This is a genomic window from Streptomyces sp. NPDC002754, from assembly GCF_053592315.1.
Genome location: NZ_JBSFVM010000004.1, coordinates 141,236 through 160,891, shown reverse-complemented (window position 1 = coordinate 160,891; position 19,656 = coordinate 141,236). Strand labels below are relative to the sequence as shown.

18 protein-coding genes are annotated in these 19,656 nt (G+C 69.7%); 9 read left to right on the top strand and 9 right to left on the bottom strand.

Annotated features, from left to right (window positions below):
* Window positions 1-155 precede the first annotated feature (155 nt).
* Window positions 156-1,811: a glucose-6-phosphate isomerase gene (gene pgi, locus ACWD2L_RS12875; RefSeq protein ID WP_351343686.1), complete on the top strand. Its 1,656-nt coding sequence runs from the start codon at window positions 156-158 to the stop codon at window positions 1,809-1,811.
* A gap of 49 nt (window positions 1,812-1,860) precedes the next feature.
* Entirely contained in the window at window positions 1,861-2,376 is a 516-nt protein-coding gene (locus tag ACWD2L_RS12870) for a DUF2087 domain-containing protein (RefSeq protein ID WP_351343689.1), read from the top strand.
* Window positions 2,377-2,425: 49 nt separating this feature from the next.
* On the opposite strand, the gene pgl is transcribed toward ACWD2L_RS12870, so the two are convergent.
* The 5 genes from pgl to tkt are packed head-to-tail and all read right to left on the bottom strand — an operon-like array spanning window position 2,426 to window position 9,069.
* On the bottom strand, window positions 2,426-3,205 hold the full coding sequence (pgl, locus tag ACWD2L_RS12865; RefSeq protein WP_351343692.1) for a 6-phosphogluconolactonase: 780 nt from the start codon (window positions 3,203-3,205) through the stop codon (window positions 2,426-2,428).
* Window positions 3,206-3,215: 10 nt separating this feature from the next.
* Complete coding sequence (opcA, locus tag ACWD2L_RS12860; protein ID WP_351343695.1) at window positions 3,216-4,292, bottom strand: glucose-6-phosphate dehydrogenase assembly protein OpcA; 1,077 nt, start codon at window positions 4,290-4,292, stop codon at window positions 3,216-3,218.
* The gene (gene zwf, locus ACWD2L_RS12855; protein ID WP_351343698.1) at window positions 4,289-5,824 is read right to left on the bottom strand and encodes a glucose-6-phosphate dehydrogenase; all 1,536 of its coding nucleotides are present in this window, start codon (window positions 5,822-5,824) and stop codon (window positions 4,289-4,291) included. The genes opcA and zwf overlap by 4 nt, the downstream gene beginning before the upstream one ends.
* A gap of 4 nt (window positions 5,825-5,828) precedes the next feature.
* Entirely contained in the window at window positions 5,829-6,947 is a 1,119-nt protein-coding gene (gene tal, locus ACWD2L_RS12850) for a transaldolase (RefSeq protein ID WP_351343701.1), read from the bottom strand.
* 34 nt (window positions 6,948-6,981) lie between these two features.
* Window positions 6,982-9,069, bottom strand: a complete 2,088-nt coding sequence (tkt, locus tag ACWD2L_RS12845) for a transketolase (protein ID WP_351343704.1) — start codon at window positions 9,067-9,069, stop codon at window positions 6,982-6,984.
* Between the two features lie 390 nt (window positions 9,070-9,459).
* Between tkt and ACWD2L_RS12840 the strand changes: the two genes are divergently transcribed.
* The 3 genes from ACWD2L_RS12840 to ACWD2L_RS12830 all read left to right on the top strand — a co-directional run bounded on the left by ACWD2L_RS12840 (window position 9,460) and on the right by ACWD2L_RS12830 (window position 12,006).
* Window positions 9,460-10,410 carry a heme o synthase gene (locus ACWD2L_RS12840; protein ID WP_351343707.1) on the top strand — a complete coding sequence of 317 codons (951 nt, stop codon included), beginning with the start codon at window positions 9,460-9,462 and terminating at the stop codon, window positions 10,408-10,410.
* A gap of 94 nt (window positions 10,411-10,504) precedes the next feature.
* The gene (locus tag ACWD2L_RS12835; RefSeq protein ID WP_351344752.1) at window positions 10,505-10,840 is read left to right on the top strand and encodes a hypothetical protein; all 336 of its coding nucleotides are present in this window, start codon (window positions 10,505-10,507) and stop codon (window positions 10,838-10,840) included.
* 71 nt (window positions 10,841-10,911) lie between these two features.
* Window positions 10,912-12,006, top strand: coding sequence for an amidohydrolase family protein (locus tag ACWD2L_RS12830; RefSeq protein ID WP_351344749.1), 1,095 nt, complete (start codon window positions 10,912-10,914; stop codon window positions 12,004-12,006).
* 26 nt (window positions 12,007-12,032) lie between these two features.
* On the opposite strand, the gene ACWD2L_RS12825 is transcribed toward ACWD2L_RS12830, so the two are convergent.
* From ACWD2L_RS12825 to ACWD2L_RS12810, 4 genes are all read right to left on the bottom strand, one after another.
* A complete protein-coding gene (locus tag ACWD2L_RS12825) occupies window positions 12,033-13,028 on the bottom strand; it encodes a COX15/CtaA family protein (protein ID WP_351344746.1) in 996 nt (331 codons plus the stop codon).
* Between the two features lie 97 nt (window positions 13,029-13,125).
* Window positions 13,126-13,893: an ABC transporter permease gene (locus tag ACWD2L_RS12820; RefSeq protein ID WP_351344743.1), complete on the bottom strand. Its 768-nt coding sequence runs from the start codon at window positions 13,891-13,893 to the stop codon at window positions 13,126-13,128.
* Window positions 13,890-14,813, bottom strand: a complete 924-nt coding sequence (locus ACWD2L_RS12815; RefSeq protein ID WP_351344740.1) for an ABC transporter ATP-binding protein — start codon at window positions 14,811-14,813, stop codon at window positions 13,890-13,892. The genes ACWD2L_RS12820 and ACWD2L_RS12815 overlap by 4 nt, the downstream gene beginning before the upstream one ends.
* A gap of 114 nt (window positions 14,814-14,927) precedes the next feature.
* Complete coding sequence (locus ACWD2L_RS12810) at window positions 14,928-15,719, bottom strand: aminoglycoside N(3)-acetyltransferase (protein ID WP_351344737.1); 792 nt, start codon at window positions 15,717-15,719, stop codon at window positions 14,928-14,930.
* Between the two features lie 205 nt (window positions 15,720-15,924).
* Here ACWD2L_RS12810 and ACWD2L_RS12805 point away from each other — a divergent pair, with 205 nt between their 5' ends.
* Genes ACWD2L_RS12805 through ACWD2L_RS12790 form a run of 4 tightly spaced genes read left to right on the top strand, consistent with a single transcriptional unit; the run spans window position 15,925 to window position 19,653 of the window.
* Window positions 15,925-16,659, top strand: a complete 735-nt coding sequence (locus ACWD2L_RS12805; protein WP_351344734.1) for a helix-turn-helix transcriptional regulator — start codon at window positions 15,925-15,927, stop codon at window positions 16,657-16,659.
* Entirely contained in the window at window positions 16,656-18,080 is a 1,425-nt protein-coding gene (gene sufB, locus ACWD2L_RS12800; protein WP_351344731.1) for a Fe-S cluster assembly protein SufB, read from the top strand. Before ACWD2L_RS12805 ends, sufB begins: the two co-directional genes overlap by 4 nt.
* A 59-nt stretch (window positions 18,081-18,139) precedes the next feature.
* Window positions 18,140-19,324: a Fe-S cluster assembly protein SufD gene (sufD, locus tag ACWD2L_RS12795; protein ID WP_351344728.1), complete on the top strand. Its 1,185-nt coding sequence runs from the start codon at window positions 18,140-18,142 to the stop codon at window positions 19,322-19,324.
* Window positions 19,324-19,653, top strand: a complete 330-nt coding sequence (locus tag ACWD2L_RS12790) for a bifunctional 3-phenylpropionate/cinnamic acid dioxygenase ferredoxin subunit (protein ID WP_351344725.1) — start codon at window positions 19,324-19,326, stop codon at window positions 19,651-19,653. The genes sufD and ACWD2L_RS12790 overlap by 1 nt, the downstream gene beginning before the upstream one ends.
* Window positions 19,654-19,656 lie beyond the last annotated feature (3 nt).

Below are 19,656 nucleotides of genomic sequence, written 5' to 3'. Positions count from 1 at the left end.
CCAAAAGGGCCGGGCACCTGAGCAGGTGCCCGGCCCTTTTCTCGTACCTCTTTCGTGTGGCCACGGAAAGGCCCGATTCAACCTGATCAATTAGGTTGGATGGCAGCAGCGGGGCACCGTACGTACGCAGGTACGAGAGAAGGCTGAAGTCCGAGATGAACGCGTCCGACAAGCAGACAGCACTCACCCAGACGCCCGAATGGCAGGCGCTCGCCAAGCACCGCGAGCAGCTGGGCGACGTACCACTGCGGGAGTTGTTCGAGGCCGATCCCGCGCGCGGTTCCGGCTGGACGCTGGGGGTCGGTGACCTGCACGTCGACTACTCCAAGCACCTGGTCACCGGCGAGACGCTGCGGCTGCTGCGCGAGCTGGCCGCCGCGACCGACGTGTTCGGCCTGCGCGATGCCATGTTCCGCGGCGACAAGATCAACACGACCGAGGACCGGGCCGTCCTGCACACCGCGCTGCGTGCTCCGCGGGACGCGGTGATCGAGGTCGACGGCGAGAACGTGGTGCCGGGAGTGCACGCCGTCCTCGACAAGATGGCCGCCTTCGCCGACCGGGTCAGGTCGGGGGAGTGGACCGGACACACCGGCAAGCGGATCAAGAACGTCGTCAACATCGGCATCGGCGGCTCCGACCTCGGTCCCGCGATGGCGTACGAGGTGCTGCGCTCCTTCGCCGACCGCGACCTGACCGTCCGCTTCGTGTCGAACGTCGACGGGGCGGACCTGCACGAGGCCGTACGGGACCTGGACCCCGCCGAGACGCTGTTCGTCATCGCCTCGAAGACCTTCACCACCATCGAGACGATCACCAACGCGACGTCCGCGCGCGACTGGCTGCTCACCGGGCTGAGGGCCCCTCAGGAAGCCGTCGCCAAGCACTTCGTGGCGCTTTCGACGAACGCAGGGAAGGTGTCGGAGTTCGGCATCGACACGGCCAACATGTTCGAGTTCTGGGACTGGGTCGGCGGACGTTATTCGTATGACTCGGCGATCGGGTTGTCGCTGATGATCGCCATCGGCCCGGCCGCGTTCCGCGAGATGCTCGACGGCTTCCTCCTCGTCGACGAGCACTTCCGCACGGCGCCCGCCGAGTCCAACGTCCCTTTGCTGATGGGTCTGTTGGGTATCTGGTACGGAAACTTCCACGACGCGCAGTCGCACGCGGTGCTGCCGTACTCGCACTACCTCTCCAAGTTCACGGCGTACCTCCAGCAGCTCGACATGGAGTCGAACGGCAAGTACGTGCAACGCAATGGCGAGGAGGTCGGCTGGCAGACCGGCCCCGTGGTGTGGGGCACGCCGGGCACGAACGGGCAGCACGCCTACTACCAACTCATCCACCAGGGAACGAAGTTGATCCCTGCGGACTTCATCGGTTTCGCCGAGCCGGTCGCCGATCTGCTGCCGGGGCTCGTCGCCCAGCACGACCTGCTCATGGCCAACTTCTTCGCGCAGACCCAGGCGCTGGCGTTCGGCAAGACACCCGACGAGGTGCGCGCCGAGGGAGTGCCCGAGGAGCTGGTGCCGCACAAGACGTTCAAGGGCGACCACCCGACGACCACGATCCTCGCGAAGGACCTCACGCCGTCCGTGCTCGGGCAGTTGGTCGCCCTCTACGAACACAAGGTGTTCGTGCAAGGCGCCGTCTGGAACATCGACTCCTTCGACCAGTGGGGCGTCGAGCTGGGCAAGGTGCTCGCGAAGCGCGTGGAGCCGGCGCTCACCGAGGGTGCGGAGGTACCGGGGCTCGACACGTCGACACAGGCGCTGGTCGCGAAGTACCGGGAGCTGCGGGGCCGTTAATCGTTATTGGGGTGCGCAAAGTCCTTCCGGCGGGTGAGACTGCCCGTCCGTGACCCAGCCGGGAGGCAGCCCCCTGATGAACAACGGCCAGCTCATGTCGGCACTCGCCGACCCAGAACGACTCAGGCTCTACGCGCGCATCGTCCTCGACGGCCTGCCGCCGCGCGAGGCCGACTCCCCGGTGGCCCGCAAGCACCTCGGCAAGCTGATCGCCGCGGGACTCGTCCAGCGCCTCGACGACGGCTCGCTGCGCGCCGGGTCGGAGATCTTCCGCCACCACCGGGCCGCCGAGCCCGCCCCGGGCGTCCCGCGCCACCTCACCGGCTTCTTCTCCCGGGGCCGCCTCACCGTCATACCGGTACGCCAGACCGTCCGCCACGACCTCCTCGTGCACCTCACGGGCAGGCTCTTCGACGCCGAGCGCACCTACAGCGAGCGCGAGGTCAACGAGGCGCTGCGCACGGTCCATGACGACACGGCCGCGCTGCGCCGCTACTGCGTCATCGACGGCCTCCTCGTACGCGAGAAGGACGGGTCGGACTACCGCGTGCCGCAGCACGCGTAGGGCCCCACTTCTTTAAGAAGCGGGGCCCACGTGCCTGCGTAGGACGTCGTTACGCGATCGCCGGCGGATACAGCTCCGGCGGCAGCTGCGACGCCGCGGCCGCGTCCAGCAGCCACAGCGTGCGCGAACGGCCGTACGCGCCCGCGGCGGGGGCCTGGATCTCGCCCGCGCCGGACAGCGCGATCGCGGCGGCCCCCGCCTTGTCCTCGCCCGCGGCGAGCAGCCACACCTCGCGCGCGGCCCGGATCGCCGGGAGCGTGAGCGTGGTGCGGGTGGGCGGCGGCTTGGGGGCGCCGTGCACGCCGACGACGGTGCGCTCCGTCTCGCGGACCGCCGGGAGCTCCGGGAAGAGCGACGCGACGTGCGTGTCGGGGCCGACGCCGAGCATCAGGACGTCGAAGGTCGGCACGGGGCCGTGGTCCTCGGGTCCCGCGGCGTTCGCGAGCTCGGCCGCGTACGCCTCGGCCGCGGCGTCCGCCTCGAAAGGACCGTCCGACGCGGGCATGGGGTGCACGCGCGTGGGGTCGAGCGGCACCGCGTCGAGCAGCGCCTCCTTCGCCTGTGTGTAGTTGCGCTCGGGGTCGCCGTCCGGCAGGAACCGCTCGTCGCCCCACCACAGGTCGAGGCGGCCCCAGTCGACCGCGTCCCTGGCGGGGGCCGCGTGCAGCGCGGCCAGCAGGCCGTTGCCGTTGCGGCCGCCCGTCAGGACGACGGAGGCGGAGCCGCGGGCGGACTGGGCGTCGACGATCTTGGTGATCAGCCGGGCCGCGGCCGCCTGCGCCATCAGCTCCTTGTCGCGGTGGACGACGAGTTGGGGTGCTGCACTCACTTGTCTGCGCTCACTTCGTCGTTGCCTTCTTGGCGGGAGCCTTTTTGGCAGGGGCCTTCTTGGCCGGTGCCTTCTTCGCGGCCGCCTTCGGGGCGGGCGCCGCCGCGGGAGCGGCCGAGGCTGCCGACGACACCGACTCCGGCACCGTCTTCTGGCCATCGGGCTCGCCCAGCCGGTCCACGCCGAACCGCAGCGCGGCCGCGTACGTGTCGTCCGGGTCGAGCCGGCGCAGCTCCTCCGCGATCAGCTCGGACGTCTCGCGGCGCTTGAGCGCGACCGCGCGGTCCGGCTGGCCCTGGATGGAGAGCGTGGCGAGGGTGCCGTCGGCCCGGTCGAGGACGATCGGGCCGCAGGTGGACTCCAGGCGTACGCCGGTCAGCCCTGGACCCGCCGACAGGCTGCGCCGCACGGGGACGTCGAGCCGGTCCGCCAGCCACATCGCGAGCAGCTCGCAGCTCGGGTTGAACTCCTCGCCCTCGACCTCGACCGAGGTGACGTCGCAGGTCACCTGGTCGAGCGCGGCGGCCAGCATCGAGCGCCACGGCGTGATCCGGGTCCACGACAGGTCGGTGTCGCCGGGAGCGTAGGACTCGGCCCGCGCCTCCAGCTCGTGAACCGGCTGCTCGGCCGCGTACGTGTCCGTGACGCGGCGCTGGGCCAGCGCGCCCAGCGGGTCGTTCGCGGGGTCCAGAGGCGCGTCCACGGGCCACCAGACGACCGTCGGGGCGTCCGGCAGCAGCAGCGGCAGGACGACCGACTGGGCGTGGTTGATGACCTCGCCGTACAGGCGCAGGACGACGGTCTCGCCGGTGCCCGCCTCGGCGCCGAGCCGTACCTCGGCGTCGAGCCGGGATTTCGTACGGTCGCGAGGGGAGCGCGAGACGCGCTTGATGACCACGAGGGTGCGCGAGGGGTGTTCGCGCGAGGCCTCGTTGGCGGCCTTCAGGGCGTCGTAGGCGTTCTCCTCGTCGGTGACGATGACGAGGGTCAGCACCATGCCGACGGCGGGTGTGCCGATGGCGCGGCGGCCCTTGACGAGCGACTTGTTGATCTTGCTGGACGTGGTGTCCGTGAGATCGATCTTCATGGCCTGCGCCAGCTCCGTCCGTCTCGTGCGAGCATTTCGTCCGCCTCGGCGGGCCCCCACGTGCCGGACGGGTACTGGGCGGGCTTGCCGTGCTTGTCCCAGTAGCCCTCGATCGGGTCGAGGATGTTCCAGGAGAGCTCGACCTCCTCCGTGCGCGGGAAGAGGTTGGCGTCGCCCAGCAGCACGTCCAGGATCAGCCGCTCGTACGCCTCGGGGCTCGACTCCGTGAAGGACTCGCCGTACGCGAAGTCCATCGACACGTCGCGGATCTCCATCGACGTGCCCGGCACCTTCGAGCCGAAGCGGACCGTGATGCCCTCGTCCGGCTGGACGCGGATCACGATCGCGTTCTGCCCCAGCTCCTCCGTCGCCGTGTGGTCGAAGGGGGAGTGCGGCGCCCGCTGGAAGACGACGGCGATCTCGGTGACCCGGCGGCCGAGACGCTTGCCCGTACGCAGGTAGAAGGGCACGCCCGCCCAGCGGCGGTTGTCCACCTCCAGCTTGACGGCCGCGTACGTGTCGGTCTTCGACTTCGGGTCGATGCCGTCTTCCTGGAGGTAGCCGACGGCCTTCTCGCCGCCCTGCCACCCGGCCGCGTACTGCGCGAACACCGTGTCCTTGCCGATGTCCTTCGGCAGCCTCACCGCGCCGAGCACCTTGGCCTTCTCGGCGACGAGCGCGTCCGCGTCGAAGGAGGCGGGCTCCTCCATGGCGGTCAGCGCCATCAACTGAAGGAGGTGGTTCTGGATGACGTCGCGGGCGGCGCCGATGCCGTCGTAGTAGCCGGCGCGGCCGCCGATGCCGATGTCCTCGGCCATCGTGATCTGGATGTGGTCGACGTAGGACCGGTTCCAGATCGGCTCGAACATCTGGTTGGCGAAGCGCAGCGCCAGGATGTTCTGGACGGTCTCCTTGCCGAGGTAGTGGTCGATCCGGAACACCTGGTCCGGGTCGAACACCTCGTGCACGATCGCGTTGAGGTCCTTGGCGGAGGCGAGGTCGTGGCCGAAGGGCTTCTCGATGACGGCGCGCCGCCAGGACCCTTCGGGGGCGTCCGCGAGGCCGTGCTTCTTGAGCTGCTGGACCACGTTCGGGAAGAACTTGGGGGGTACGGAGAGGTAGAACGCGAAGTTGCCGCCCGTGCCCTGCGACTTGTCCAGGTCGTTGATGGTCGCCTTGAGCTGCTCGAACGCGTCGTCGTCGTCGAAGTTGCCCTGGACGAAGCGCATCCCCTGGATGAGCTGCTGCCAGACCTCCTCGCGGAACGGCGTGCGCGCGTGCTGCTTGACCGCGTCGTGCACCTCCTGCGCGAAGTCCTCGTCCTGCCACTCGCGGCGGGCGAACCCGATGAGCGAGAAGCCGGGCGGCAGCAGACCCCGGTTCGCGAGGTCATAAACCGCGGGCATCAGCTTCTTACGTGACAAATCGCCCGTAACGCCGAAAATCACCAGACCCGACGGCCCCGCGATGCGCGGGAGCCGTCGGTCGGCGGCGTCACGGAGCGGATTGCTGTTCGCTCCGTGTGCGGTCAAGGGATCAGCCCTCCGAGGGGGCGAGGCGCTTGAGCTCCGCCTCGGTCGACTTCAGCAGGTCGGTCCAGGCCGCCTCGAACTTCTCGACGCCCTCGTCCTCGAGGAGCTGCACGACCTCGTCGTACGAGATCCCCAGCTTCTCGACGGCCTCGATGTCCTTGCGGGCCTGGTCGTACGTGCCCGCGATCGTGTTCCCGGTGATCTGGCCGTGGTCGGCCGTCGCCTCCAGGGTGGCCTCCGGCATGGTGTTCACCGTGCCGGGAGCGACCAGGTCGTCGACGTACAGGGTGTCCTTGTACGCCTTGTCCTTGACGCCCGTCGACGCCCACAGCGGGCGCTGCTTGTTGGCCTGCGCCTTGTCGAGCGCGGCCCAGCGGTCGGAGGAGAAGACCTCCTCGTACGCCTCGTAGGCAAGGCGCGCGTTGGCGAGGGCGGCCTTGCCGCGCGCCGCCTTGGCGTCGTCCGTCCCGAGAGCGTCGATCCGCTTGTCGATCTCGGCGTCCACGCGGGACACGAAGAACGAGGCGACCGAGTGGATCGTCGACAGGTCGATGCCCTTGGCCTTGGCCTTCTCCAGGCCGGCAAGGTAGGCGTCCATGACCTCGCGGTAGCGCTCCAGGGAGAAGATCAGCGTGACGTTGACGCTGATGCCGTTGCCGATCGTCTCGGTGATCGCGGGCAGGCCGCCCTTGGTCGCCGGGATCTTGATCAGCGTGTTCGGCCGGTCCACCAGCCACGCGAGCTGGCGGGCCTCGGCGACCGTCGCCCTGGTGTTGTGCGCCAGGCGCGGGTCGACCTCGATCGACACGCGGCCGTCCTGGCCGCCCGTCGCGTCGAAGACCGGGCGCAGGATGTCGGCGGCGTCACGGACGTCCGCCGTCGTGATCATGCGGATGGCCTCTTCGACGGTGACCTTGCGGGCGGCGAGGTCGGCGAGCTGCTGGTCGTAGCCGTCGCCCTGCGAGATCGCCTTCTGGAAGATCGACGGGTTGGTGGTGACGCCCACGACGTGCTGCTCGTCGATCAGTTCGGCGAGGTTGCCGGACGTGATCCGCTTGCGCGACAGGTCGTCCAGCCAGATCGCGACGCCTTCCTCGGAGAGGCGCTTCAGTGCGTCTGTCATGGAAATTGCATCTCCTATGTCGTGTACGAAGGCGTCAGCGCTTGGCCGCGGCGAGAGATTCCTTCGCCTTGGCTGCCACGTTCTCGGCAGTGAAGCCGAACTCCTTGAAGAGGACCTTGCCGTCCGCGGACGCGCCGAAGTGCTCCAGCGAAACGATGCGACCGGCGTCCCCGACGAAGCGGTGCCAGGTCAGACCGATCCCGGCCTCGACGGCGACGCGCGCCCTCACGGCGGGCGGCAGGACGCTGTCCCGGTACCCCTGCTCCTGGGCGTCGAACCACTCGACACACGGCATCGAGACGACGCGGGTGGCGACGCCCTCGGACTCCAGCTGCTCGCGGGCCTCGACGGCCAGGTGCACCTCGGAACCGGTGGCGACAAGGATCAGGTCCGGCGTCGCCTTGGAGGCCTCGACCAGGACGTAGCCGCCCTTGGCGGTGTCCTCGTTCGCCTCGTACGTCGGCACGCCCTGACGGGTCAGCGACAGGCCGTGCGGGTGCGAGACGCCGTACTCCTTCTTGCCGCGGCGCAGGATCTCGCGCCAGGCGATCGCCGTCTCGTTGGCGTCCGCGGGGCGCACGACGTTGAGGCCGGGGATGGCGCGCAGCGCGGCGAGGTGCTCGACCGGCTGGTGGGTCGGGCCGTCCTCACCGAGACCGATGGAGTCGTGCGTCCACACGTAGGTGACGGGCAGCGACATGAGGGCGGACAGGCGCACCGAGTTGCGCATGTAGTCGGAGAACACCAGGAAGGTGCCGCCGTAGATGCGCGTGTGGCCGTGCAGCGCGATGCCGTTCATCTCCGCGGCCATGGAGTGCTCGCGGATACCGAAGTGGATCGTGCGGCCGTACGGGTCGGCCTCCGGCAGCGGGTTGCCCTTCGGCAGGAACGACGACGTCTTGTCGATCGTCGTGTTGTTCGAGCCGGCAAGGTCGGCGGAGCCGCCCCACAGCTCGGGGATCACACCGCCGAGCGCCTGGAGGACCTTGCCGGAGGCGGCGCGGGTGGCGACACCCTTGCCGGTCTCGAAGACGGGGAGCTTCTCCTCCCAGCCGGCCGGCAGCTCGCCCGCGTTGACGCGGTCGAACTCGGCGGCGCGCTCCGGGTTGGCGGAGCGCCACTCGGCGAGCTGCTTGTCCCACTCGGCCTTGGCCTGCGCGCCGCGCTCCAGGGCGCCGCGCGTATGGTTGATGACCTCGTCGGAGACCTCGAAGGACTTCTCCGGGTCGAAGCCCAGGACGCGCTTGGTGGCGGCCACCTCGTCGTCGCCGAGCGCCGAGCCGTGCGCGGCCTCGGTGTTCTGCGCGTTCGGGGCGGGCCAGGCGATGATCGAGCGCAGCGCGATGAAGGACGGCTTGTCCGTCACGGCCTTGGCGGCCTCGATGGCGTTGTAGACGGCCTCGGGGTCGAGGTCGCCGTCGGCCTTCGGCTCGACGCGCTGGACGTGCCAGCCGTACGCCTCGTAGCGCTTGCAGGTGTCCTCGGAGACCGCGGTCTCGGTGTCGCCCTCGATCGAGATGTGGTTGTCGTCCCACAGCAGGACCAGGTTGCCGAGCTGCTGGTGGCCCGCCATGGAGGAGGCCTCGGAGGAGATGCCCTCCTGGAGGCAGCCGTCACCGGCGATGGCGAAGACGTAGTGGTCGAACGGGCTCTCCCCGGCGGCGGCCTCGGGGTCGAACAGGCCGCGCTCGTAGCGGGCGGCCATGGCCATGCCCACCGCGTTGGCGACACCCTGGCCGAGCGGGCCCGTGGTGGTCTCCACGCCGGTGGTGTGCCCGTACTCCGGGTGGCCCGGCGTCTGGGAGCCCCAGGTACGGAACGCCTTCAGGTCGTCCAGCTCCAGGCCGAAGCCGGCCAGGTAGAGCTGGATGTAGAGGGTCAGGGACGAGTGGCCCGCGGACAGGACGAAACGGTCCCGGCCGGTCCAGTCGGCGTCCGCCGGGTCGTGTCGCATCACCTTCTGGAAGAGGGTGTACGCGGCCGGGGCCAGGCTCATCGCCGTACCGGGATGGCCGTTGCCGACCTTCTGTACGGCGTCGGCGGCCAGGACGCGAGCGGTGTCAACGGCCCGCTGGTCCACATCGGTCCACTCGAAGTCTGTGGTGGTCGGCTTGGTGCTCACCCTGGGTCAGGGCTCCTCTCCACATGTCTCATGCCGGTGGCTTCTGTCACCAGCCGTTGTCGAGCCTACCCTCGCTGGAACGTGCTTTTTTTCGAGTCATTCCAGACTGCCGGGAGTCTGTCGGATCCGCCTCCTGACGCGGATCGACGCGCTTTCGACACGTGAATACGCAGCCGCTCACATGGGGGCTCATCCGTGGCCCGAAACGCTCATCCGCGAGCCCTTGCGAAGAGGGGTGGAAAGGGCATTACGGCATGCGGGCCAACACGACCCACCCCCACGAAGGGCTGAGTATGGGCAACGTCTAGAGTGGCGTGGTACGCGCGAGCCTTTACCGGGACTTCACATCAAGTGGTCCGCAACGGGGGCTCGCTGGAGTCTCTGTCAGGGGTGTGCGTGACGGCCGTCGAATCCCGTCCAGCGGGAGCGCTGACCAGCAGCAGTCGGGGCCAGCGGCCGTTCGGGGCCCGCATCAAGGCGTTCGTGGCGCTGACCAAGCCACGGATCATCGAACTGCTCCTCATCACCACCGTTCCGGTGATGTTCCTTGCCGAACAGGGTGTGCCCGACCTCTGGCTCGTGCTGATCACCTGCGTCGGCGGTTATCTGTCCGCGGGCGGCGCCAATGCCCTGAACATGTGGTACGACCGCGACATCGACGCCCTCATGGAGCGCACGTCGCAGCGTCCGCTGGTCACCGGCATGGTCAGCCCGAACGAGTGCCTGGCCTTCGGTATCGCCCTCGCGGTGATCTCGACGCTGCTGTTCGGCTTCGCGGTGAACTGGCTGTCCGCCTGGCTGTCCCTGGGCGCACTGCTCTTCTACGTAGTCGTCTACACGATGATCCTGAAGCGTCGTACGGCGCAGAACATCGTGTGGGGCGGCATCGCGGGCTGCCTGCCCGTCCTCATCGGCTGGTCGTCGGTCACGAACTCCATGTCGTGGGCGCCGGTCATCCTCTTCGGGGTCATGTTCTTCTGGACGCCGCCGCACTACTGGCCGCTCTCCATGAAGGTGAAGGACGACTACGTGCGCGCGGGTGTGCCGATGCTTCCGGTCCTCGCCTCCAACAAGGTCGTGGCCAAGCAGATCGTCGTCTACAGCTGGGTGATGGTGGCGGTGTCGCTGCTGCTCCAGCCGCTCGGTTACACGGGCTGGTTCTACACGGTGGTCGCGCTGCTCGCCGGCGGGTTCTGGCTGTGGGAGGCGCACGGTCTGCAGAGCCGCGCCAAGGCCGAGGTCTCGGGCGTGAAGCTCAAGGAGATGCGGCTGTTCCACTGGTCCATCACCTATGTGTCGCTGGTGTTCGTGGCGATCGCGGTGGATCCGTTCCTGCGCTGAACTTCATAAGAAGTCCTCGATAAGTGGGGTGCGTGGCCCAGGCCACGCACCCCACTTATCGCTTGTTTGACTACTCGTCGGTAGCATCCTGTCCATGGCAGAGACTCAAACGGTTGAGGCGCCCCGCAGGGCGGCCAAGGACGAGCGTCGCGCGGCCAAGCTGGCCAAGGAGATCGGCGTGTTCTCCAAGGCGCACGGCGGCGTCGAGGGGCAGCTCGCGTACATCGGGGAGCACGGCACACGCATCGTGCTCGTCGGAGCGGACGGCGGCTGGGGAGACCTGGTGGCGGCTACGTACGAGGTCGCGCAGAAGGCCGTCGAGAAGGCGGGCATCACCGTCCACGAGGACTTCGACGGCGATTTCGCGGCCAAGGTCGAGACGGGCCCGTACGAATGGAAGCGGATGGCGGGAATCCAGCTCGGCGGTTGAACTTCGACCAACACCAGGCGCCCGTTCACCCGTTAGGACTGTAGAAGCACGGTCCACATACGGGAGCCCGGATGATCGAAACGCCGTCCCTCGTGGATCAGTACTGCCAGGGGGTGCTCCGTACGGAGCTGGGCCTCGGCACGTTCGAGGCCCACCTCGGCCGGGGCGAGGGGCCGCCCGCTCCCGGCACCACCTTCTTCGACACCCAGACCGGGTTCGCGGTGCGCCGCTGGTGTCCGCCGCTGCTCGGTCTGGAACCCCACTGTCCGCCCGCCCGCTATCTGGCCAGGCGCCGCGAGCTGGGCGTCGTCGAGTCGGGGCGCAGGCTGCTGCGCGGCAGCGGCATCACCACGTATCTCGTGGACACGGGGCTCGCCGACGATCTGACCGGGCCCGCCGAGCTGGCCTCCGCCGCCCAGAGCGAGGCCCACGAGATCGTCCGCCTCGAACTCCTCGCGGAGCAGGTCGCGGACACCTCGGGGACCGTCGACTCCTTCCTCGCCAACCTCGCCGAATCGGTGCACGCGGCGGCCTCAGGCGCGGTCGCCTTCACCTCGGTCGCCGGCGTACGCCACGGGCTCGCGCTCGACCCGCAACCACCGGGGCCCGGCGAGGTGCGCGGCGCGGCGGGGCGGTGGCTGGCGGGGCGGCAGGTCGGCGGCGCCCTCACGGACCCGGTGCTGCTGCGGCACCTGCTGTGGGTCGCGGTCGCCTCGGGCCGCCCGCTGCAACTGCGCTGGGGGCACCTCGACCACACCGACCCGGCGGTGCTCGTCGAGTTCGCCCGCGCCACGGCGGGGCTCGGCACGGACGTGGTGCTGCTGCACGGCTACCCGTACCACCGGCACGCGGCGCATCTGGCGGGCGTCTTCTCGCACGTCTACGCGGACCTGGGCCCCGCGCTCGCCCGGACGGGGACGCGGGCGGCGGGGCTGCTCGCGGAGTTCCTGGAGCTGGCGCCGTTCGGGAAGCTGCTGTTCTCGACGGGGGCGCAGGGGCTGCCCGAGCTGCACGTCGTGGGCGCACGCCTGTTCCGGCAGGCGCTCGGGCGGGTGCTGGGGGAGTGGGTCGCCGACGGCGCGTGGTCGCTGAGTGACGCGCAGCGGGTGGCCGGGATGATCGCGGCCGGGACGGCGCGGCGGGTGTACGGGCTCGGGACGGCCTGAGCGTTCCCGAGCCCCGTACGGAGTCGTCAGACCGCTGAGAGTTCCTGGTCCGTCTGGGACGGGAGGTCCGGTTCCGTCGCCGGGCGTTCGCGCAGTGCGAGGACCACGCGCAGTACCCCGATCCACACCAGCGCCGAGCCCAGCATGTGCAGGCCGACCAGGACCTCCGGCAGGTCCGTGAAGTACTGGACGTAGCCGATGGTCCCCTGCGCGAGCAGGATCAGGAACAGGTCGCGGGTGCGGTGCAGCGGGCCCTTGGGGGCGTCGACCGCCTTCAGGACGAACCACAGTGCGAAGGTCAGCGTCACCACGATCCAGGCCAGGACCGCGTGCACCTTCGACACGGTCTCCCAGTCGAGCGGCATCCGGTGCACGTCGCTGGAGTCGCCCGCGTGCGGGCCCGCGCCGGTCACCACCGTGCCGACGAGGATCAGCAGCGCCGCCGCCGCGACCAGCGCCCAGACGAGCTGCTTGATGGCCTTGCCGACCAACGGGCGCGGCTCGGCGTCGCCCTCACGGGTGCGCTGCCACATCAGGACGGCGACCGTGAGCAGGGTGGTGGTCAGGACGAAGTGGGCGGCCACCGTGTACGGGTTGAGGCCGACCAGGACGACGATGCCGCCGAGCACCGCGTTGCCCATGACGATCCAGAACTGGGCCCAGCCGAGCCGGGTCACCGTGCGCCGCCACGGCTTCTGCGAGCGGGCGGCGATGATCGCCCAGCCGACCGCGGCGCACAGCACGTAGGTGAGCATGCGGTTGCCGAATTCGATGGCTCCGTGGAAGCCCATCTCGCTCGTCGCGGTCAGCGACTGGTCGGTGCACTTGGGCCAGGTCGGGCAGCCGAGGCCCGAGCCCGTCAGGCGCACGGCGCCGCCGGTGCAGACGATGAGCACCGTCATGACGACGGCGGACATGGCCGCGCGCTGGACGGTCCGCTGCGTGGGAGTCCAGTACTCGGCGATGAAGGCGAGCGGATTGCGCAGCGCCCGCGCGGCGTCGGTGGGGGTCAGCTTTGGCACGGGCCCATCGTAGGCCGCCGCTTGTGCACGGCTTCACGAGGGGGACGTAACTGGGCCATCTGTGACGCGTGTTACGGCCCCGTACGGGTCCGAGGGCTCACTCCCAGCGGAAGAAGCGCCCCGCCGCGCCGAGCCCCACGACCGCCCACACGGCCAGGATGCCGAGGTCGCCCCACGGCATCGCCGCACCGTGCTGCAGCACGTCCCGCAGGCCGTCGGAGAGCGCCGAGATGGGCAGCAGGCCGAGCACCGACTGCGCGGCGTCGGGGAACTTGTCGAGCGGCACGATGACGCCGCCGCCGACCAGGAGGAGCAGGAAGACGAGGTTCGCCGCGGCCAGCGTGGCCTCCGCCTTGAGCGTGCCCGCCATGAGGAGGCCGAGACCGGAGAACGCCGCCGTGCCGAACACCAGGAGGAGGAGAACGGCGAACGGGTTCCCGTGCGGGGACCAGCCGAGCGCGAACGCGATGACCGTGAGGAGGACGACCTGAAGGATCTCCGTCACCAGGACGGAGAGCGTCTTGGCCGTCATCAGCGCCCAGCGCGGCAGCGGGGAGGCGCCGAGTCGCTTCAACACTCCGTAGCGCCGCTCGAAGCCGGTGGCGATGGCCTGGCCCGTGAAGGCCGTGGACATCACGGCCAGCGCGAGGATGCCGGGGGCGAGGAAGTCGACGGCCTTGCCGGAGCCGGTATCGACGATGTCGACCGCCGAGAACAGGACCAGCAGCAGCGTCGGGATGACGACCGTGAGCAGCAGCTGCTCGCCGTTGCGCAGCAGCATCTTCGTCTCGAGCGCGGCCTGCGTCGCGATCATGCGGGGGAGCGGCGCGGCTCCCGGGTTCGGGGCGTACGTACCCGCGCTCATCCGCGCAGCTCCTTGCCGGTCAGTTCCAAAAAGACGTCTTCGAGGGTGTGCCGTTCCACGGAGATCCGGTCCGGCATCACGCCGTGCTGGGCGCACCAGGAGGCGACCGTCGCGAGGAGCTGGGGGTCGACCTTGCCGCTGACGCGGTAGGAGCCCGGGGTGAGCTCGACGGCCGCGGCGTCGGCGGGCAGGGCCTTGAGGAGCGAGGCCACGTCGAGGCCGGGGCGGCCGGAGAAGCGGAGCGTGTTCTCGGCGCCGCCCTTGCAGAGCTGCTCCGGGGAGCCCTGCGTGATGACCTTGCCGGCGTCGACGATCGCCACGTCGTCGGCGAGCTGCTCCGCCTCGTCCATGTGGTGCGTGGTGAGGATGACGGACACGCCGTCGGCGCGCAGGTCCCGCACCAGGTCCCAGGTGGCGTGCCGGGCCTGCGGGTCGAGGCCCGCGGTCGGCTCGTCGAGGAAGACCAGCTCGGGCCGGCCCACGACGGCCATGGCGAGCGCGAGCCGCTGCTGCTGGCCGCCGGAGAGCCGCCGGTACGTGGTGCGGCCGCAGCTGCCGAGGCCGAGGCGCTCGATGAGGGCGTCCACGTCGAGCGGGTGGGCGTGCAGCTTGGCGATGTGGCGGAGCATTTCGTCGGCGCGGGCTCCGGAGTAGACGCCGCCGGACTGCAGCATGACGCCGATCCGGGGGCGCAGTGCGGGGGCCTGCTTGACCGGGTCGAGGCCGAGGACGCGGACGGTGCCGGAGTCCGGTCGGCGGTAGCCCTCGCAGGTCTCGATGGTGGTCGTCTTGCCCGCGCCGTTGGGGCCGAGGACGGCCGTGATGCCGGGGGCCGCCGTGAGGTCGAGGCCGTCGACCGCGGTCTTGGTTCCGTACCGCTTCACCAGACCGGTGATGTGGACGACTGGCTCACTTCGCATGGTGCGCAAGTCTAAGGACGCGGTGCGCTCCGCGGGCGGGCGGGGCGCTGTGGGCGGGGCCGATCTCGGCGCGCGCGGCGCCGGGGCCGGATCGTCCGGGGCGGCCTGCGCACGTCAGCCGCCGTCGGGACGGTGCGCCGGCAGCCACTTCTCCGCGTACGCCACGGCTTCGGCGACCCCGAAGAGGCGCGACTCGGCGGCGCCGACACGGCCCCGGGCGACCGGGTTGGCGGCCTCGAAGGCGGCGCCCAGGTCGTCGAACCGGTCGGAGTCGATCGCCACCTCGCGCACATGCTCCCAGCCGTGCCGGCCCGGCCGCCCGGCGTCCTCGTACCCGGTGGGGACGCGGTACTCGGCCAGGTGAAAGGCCGTGCACGCCTCGTATCCCGCGCCCAGGAGCAGTACGCGCGCGTGCATCTCCTCGAGCCGGGCCAGCGGGCTGCGCTCGCCGAGCCGGCAGTCGACCGCATGCCCCTCGGTCACCTCGGCGGCGCGCGGCCCGAGCGCCGCGAATGACGTCTGCGGATGCGCGCTCCGCATGGCCCCGGGCCACGTCCGCACGGTCTCCGGTACGACCCCGACGCCACGCGTGGGCGTAATCGCCGGGTCGTACGGCGGCATGGTCGCCCGGATCGTCTCCCACCAAGCCGCCGGGACCGGTGGGCGGCTCCATTCGGCCGGGTCGGAGACATCCGCGGACTGTGTCGGGACGACGAGTGTGCCCTCGGTGCAGAGGGCGTCGAGGAGCGCGCGGACGACCGTGGCCGGGCCGCCGTTCACCCAACCGAGGCTGCTGAGGGAGGTGTGTACGAGGAGGGTGTCGGCCGGTTGGACGCCGAGGGAGCGGAGGTCGGACGTGAGGGACGTGCGGGTGACGAGTGGGCCGGTCGGAGGGGGTGTGGGCATGGGGGCGAGTGTGCTCGTGAGGGGCGTCGGGCGCCATGGAATTGGGTTCGGGGCCGGAGGGTGTCGGACCGGATTTCGATCGATCAAAGATCGTTTCCGCAGGTCACGGCACGTGATTACTTAGGTCTGCCTAAGTGATGCACCGCACGAGTGGCGATCGCCGCCGCGCTTGTCAGGGTCTGAGGAATTACGCAACAATGGCGTTGTGAAATACGTTGGCGAGGTTCCAGAGGAGCTCACGACCGGGGAGCGTTCGACGCGCAACCGGGTCGCGCGCTCCATCCTGGACCACGGCCCGTCCACCGTCACCGAGCTGGCGGGGCGCCTCGGCCTCACCCAGGCCGCCGTCCGCCGCCACCTCGACGCACTCGGCGGGGACAACGTCGTGGAGCCCAGGGAGCAGCGCGTCTACGGAGCCCGCACCCGCGGCCGCCCCGCCAAGGTGTTCGCGCTGACGGACTGCGGCCGGGACGCCTTCGACCAGTCCTACGACAAGCTCGCCGCGGAAGCGCTCCGCTGGATCAAGGAGCAGGCCGGCGGCGACGAGGCACTCGTCTCCTTCGCCCGCGCGCGGATCGCCGCACAGGCCGGCCCCTACAAGGCCGCGATCGAGGCGGCGGCGCCCGAGGAGCGCGCCCAGGCCCTTGCGAGGGCCTTGAGCGCGGACGGGTACGCTGCTACGGCGCGTAGCGCACCGGTCGGTGAGCAGCTCTGCCAGCACCACTGCCCAGTCGCCCACGTAGCCGAGCAGTTCCCGCAACTGTGCGAGGCCGAGACCGAAATGTTCTCGCAGCTGCTGGGCACCCACGTACAGCGACTGGCCACCATCGCCCACGGCGACGGGGTCTGCACGACGTTCATCCCAAAGAACGCCCCGAAGAACACCCCAAACACGACCACCAACGCATCTGCAAGCACGGCCGGGAGGAACCCCGCATGACTCTCCCCATCGAGGAGACTGCCCACCCTGAGCTCGAGGGTCTGGGCAAGTACGAATACGGCTGGGCGGACTCCGACGAGGCCGGTGCCTCTGCCAAGCGCGGCATCAACGAGGACGTTGTCAAGGACATCTCCTCCAAGAAGTCCGAGCCGGAGTGGATGACCAAGCTCCGCCTCAAGGGCCTGAAGCTGTTCGGCAAGAAGCCCATGCCGAACTGGGGCTCGGACCTCTCGGGCATCGACTTCGACAACATCAAGTACTTCGTGCGCTCCACGGAGAAGCAGGCGGAGTCCTGGGAGGACCTGCCCGAGGACATCAAGGCCACGTACGACAAGCTCGGCATCCCGGAGGCGGAGAAGCAGCGCCTCGTCGCCGGTGTCGCGGCCCAGTACGAGTCCGAGGTCGTGTACCACCAGATCCGTGAGGACCTGGAGGAGCAGGGTGTCATCTTCATGGACACCGACACGGCCCTGAAGGAGCACCCGGAGCTCTTCAAGGAGTACTTCGGCACCGTCATCCCGGTCGGCGACAACAAGTTCGCGTCGCTGAACACGGCCGTGTGGTCCGGTGGCTCCTTCATCTACGTGCCGAAGGGCGTGCACGTCGAGATCCCGCTCCAGGCCTACTTCCGTATCAACACGGAGAACATGGGCCAGTTCGAGCGGACGCTGATCATCGTCGACGAGGACGCGTACGTGCACTACGTAGAGGGCTGCACCGCGCCCATCTACAAGAGCGACTCCCTGCACAGCGCCGTCGTCGAGATCATCGTCAAGAAGGGCGCGCGCTGCCGCTACACGACCATCCAGAACTGGTCGAACAACGTCTACAACCTGGTCACCAAGCGCGCCGTGGCGTACGAGGGCGCGACCATGGAGTGGGTCGACGGCAACATCGGCTCCAAGGTCACCATGAAGTACCCGGCCGTCTACCTGATGGGCGAGCACGCCAAGGGTGAGACGCTGTCCATCGCCTTCGCGGGCGAGGGCCAGCACCAGGACGCCGGTTCCAAGATGGTCCACATGGCGCCGAACACCTCGTCCAACATCGTGTCGAAGTCCGTGGCGCGTGGCGGTGGCCGCACCTCCTACCGCGGTCTCGTCGAGATCGGCGAGGGCGCCCACGGCTCGAAGTCGAACGTGCTGTGCGACGCGCTGCTCGTCGACACGATCTCCCGCTCGGACACGTACCCGTACGTCGACGTCCGCGAGGACGACGTCTCCATGGGTCACGAGGCGACCGTCTCCAAGGTCAGTGACGACCAGCTCTTCTACCTGATGAGCCGCGGCATGACCGAGTTCGAGGCCATGGCGATGATCGTGCGCGGGTTCGTCGAGCCGATCGCCAAGGAGCTGCCCATGGAGTACGCGCTCGAGCTCAACCGGCTGATCGAGCTCCAGATGGAAGGCGCGGTCGGCTAACCGCCAACTGCCGCCGCCATCAAGCCACTTACGTAACGAAAGCGAGCACCACGACAGCCATGGCTGAGGCTCCCACCACCATCCCGGCAGGCTCGACGACCGCGGGCGTCGTCGCGGTCGCCGCCGAGTCGACCGTCGCCACGCGCATGAGTGCGCCCCCCTCCTACGACGTGCAGGACTTCCCGGTCCCGCACGGCCGCGAGGAGGAGTGGCGGTTCACGCCGCTGGAGCGGCTGCGCGGTCTGCACGACGGCACCGCCACCGCGACCGGTGACGGCGTGAAGGTCGACATCGAGGCCCCGGAGGGCGTCGACATCGAGCTGGTCGGCCGCGACGACGCGCGCGTCGGCAAGGCCGGCAAGCCCGTCGACCGCGTCGCCGCGCAGGCGTACTCGGCGTTCGAGAAGGCGTCCGTCGTCTCCGTGCCCAAGGAGACGGTCCTCACCGAGCCGATCCGCATCCGCGTGCACGGCGAGGGCGGTGTCCGCTACGGCCACCAGGTCATCGAGCTGGGCGCCTTCGCCGAGGCCGTCGTCGTCATCGACCACACCGGTGACGCGGTGCTCGCCGCCAACGTCGACTACCTGATCGGGGACGGCGCGAAGCTGACCGTCGTCTCCGTGCAGGAGTGGGACGACAAGGCCGTGCACGTGGCGCAGCACAACGCGCTCATCGGCCGCGACGCCTCCTTCAAGTCCGTCGTCGTGACCTTCGGCGGCGACGTCGTCCGCCTCAACCCGCGCGTCAACTACGCGGGCACCGGCGGCGAGGCCGAGCTGTTCGGCCTGTACTTCACCGACGCGGGCCAGCACCAGGAGCACCGCCTCCTGGTCGACCACAACACCCCGCACTGCAAGTCGAACGTCGTCTACAAGGGCGCGCTCCAGGGCGACAACGCGCACGCCGTGTGGATCGGTGACGTCCTCATCGAGGCCGCGGCCGAGGGCACGGACACGTACGAGCTGAACCGCAACCTGGTCCTCACGGACGGCGCGCGGGTCGACTCGGTGCCGAACCTCGAGATCGAGACCGGCGAGATCGTCGGCGCGGGCCACGCCTCGGCGACCGGCCGTTTCGACGACGAGCAGCTCTTCTACCTGATGGCCCGCGGTATCCCGGCCGACGAGGCGCGCCGCCTCGTCGTCGGCGGCTTCTTCGCGGAGCTGGTCCAGCAGATCGGTGTCCCGGACATCGAGGAGCGGCTGCTCGCGAGGATCGCGACCGAGCTGGAGGCGACGGTCTGATGACCTTCGTCCGCGCCTGTGACCTGAGCGAGCTGGAGAGCGACACCCCCAAGCGGGTCGAGCTCGACGGCACGCCGGTCTCGGTCGTCCACACGGAGGGCGAGGTGTTCGCGATCAACGACATCTGCTCGCACGCGAACGTCTCCCTCTCCGAGGGCGAGGTGGAGGACTGCCAGATCGAGTGCTGGCTGCACGGCTCCGCCTTCGACCTGCGCACCGGCAAGCCGTCCGGCCTTCCCGCCACGCGCCCCGTCCCCGTATACCCCGTAAAGATCGAAGGGGGCAGCGTCCTCGTCGACGTCGGCGCCTCCCTCACCCAGGAGTCCTGAGAC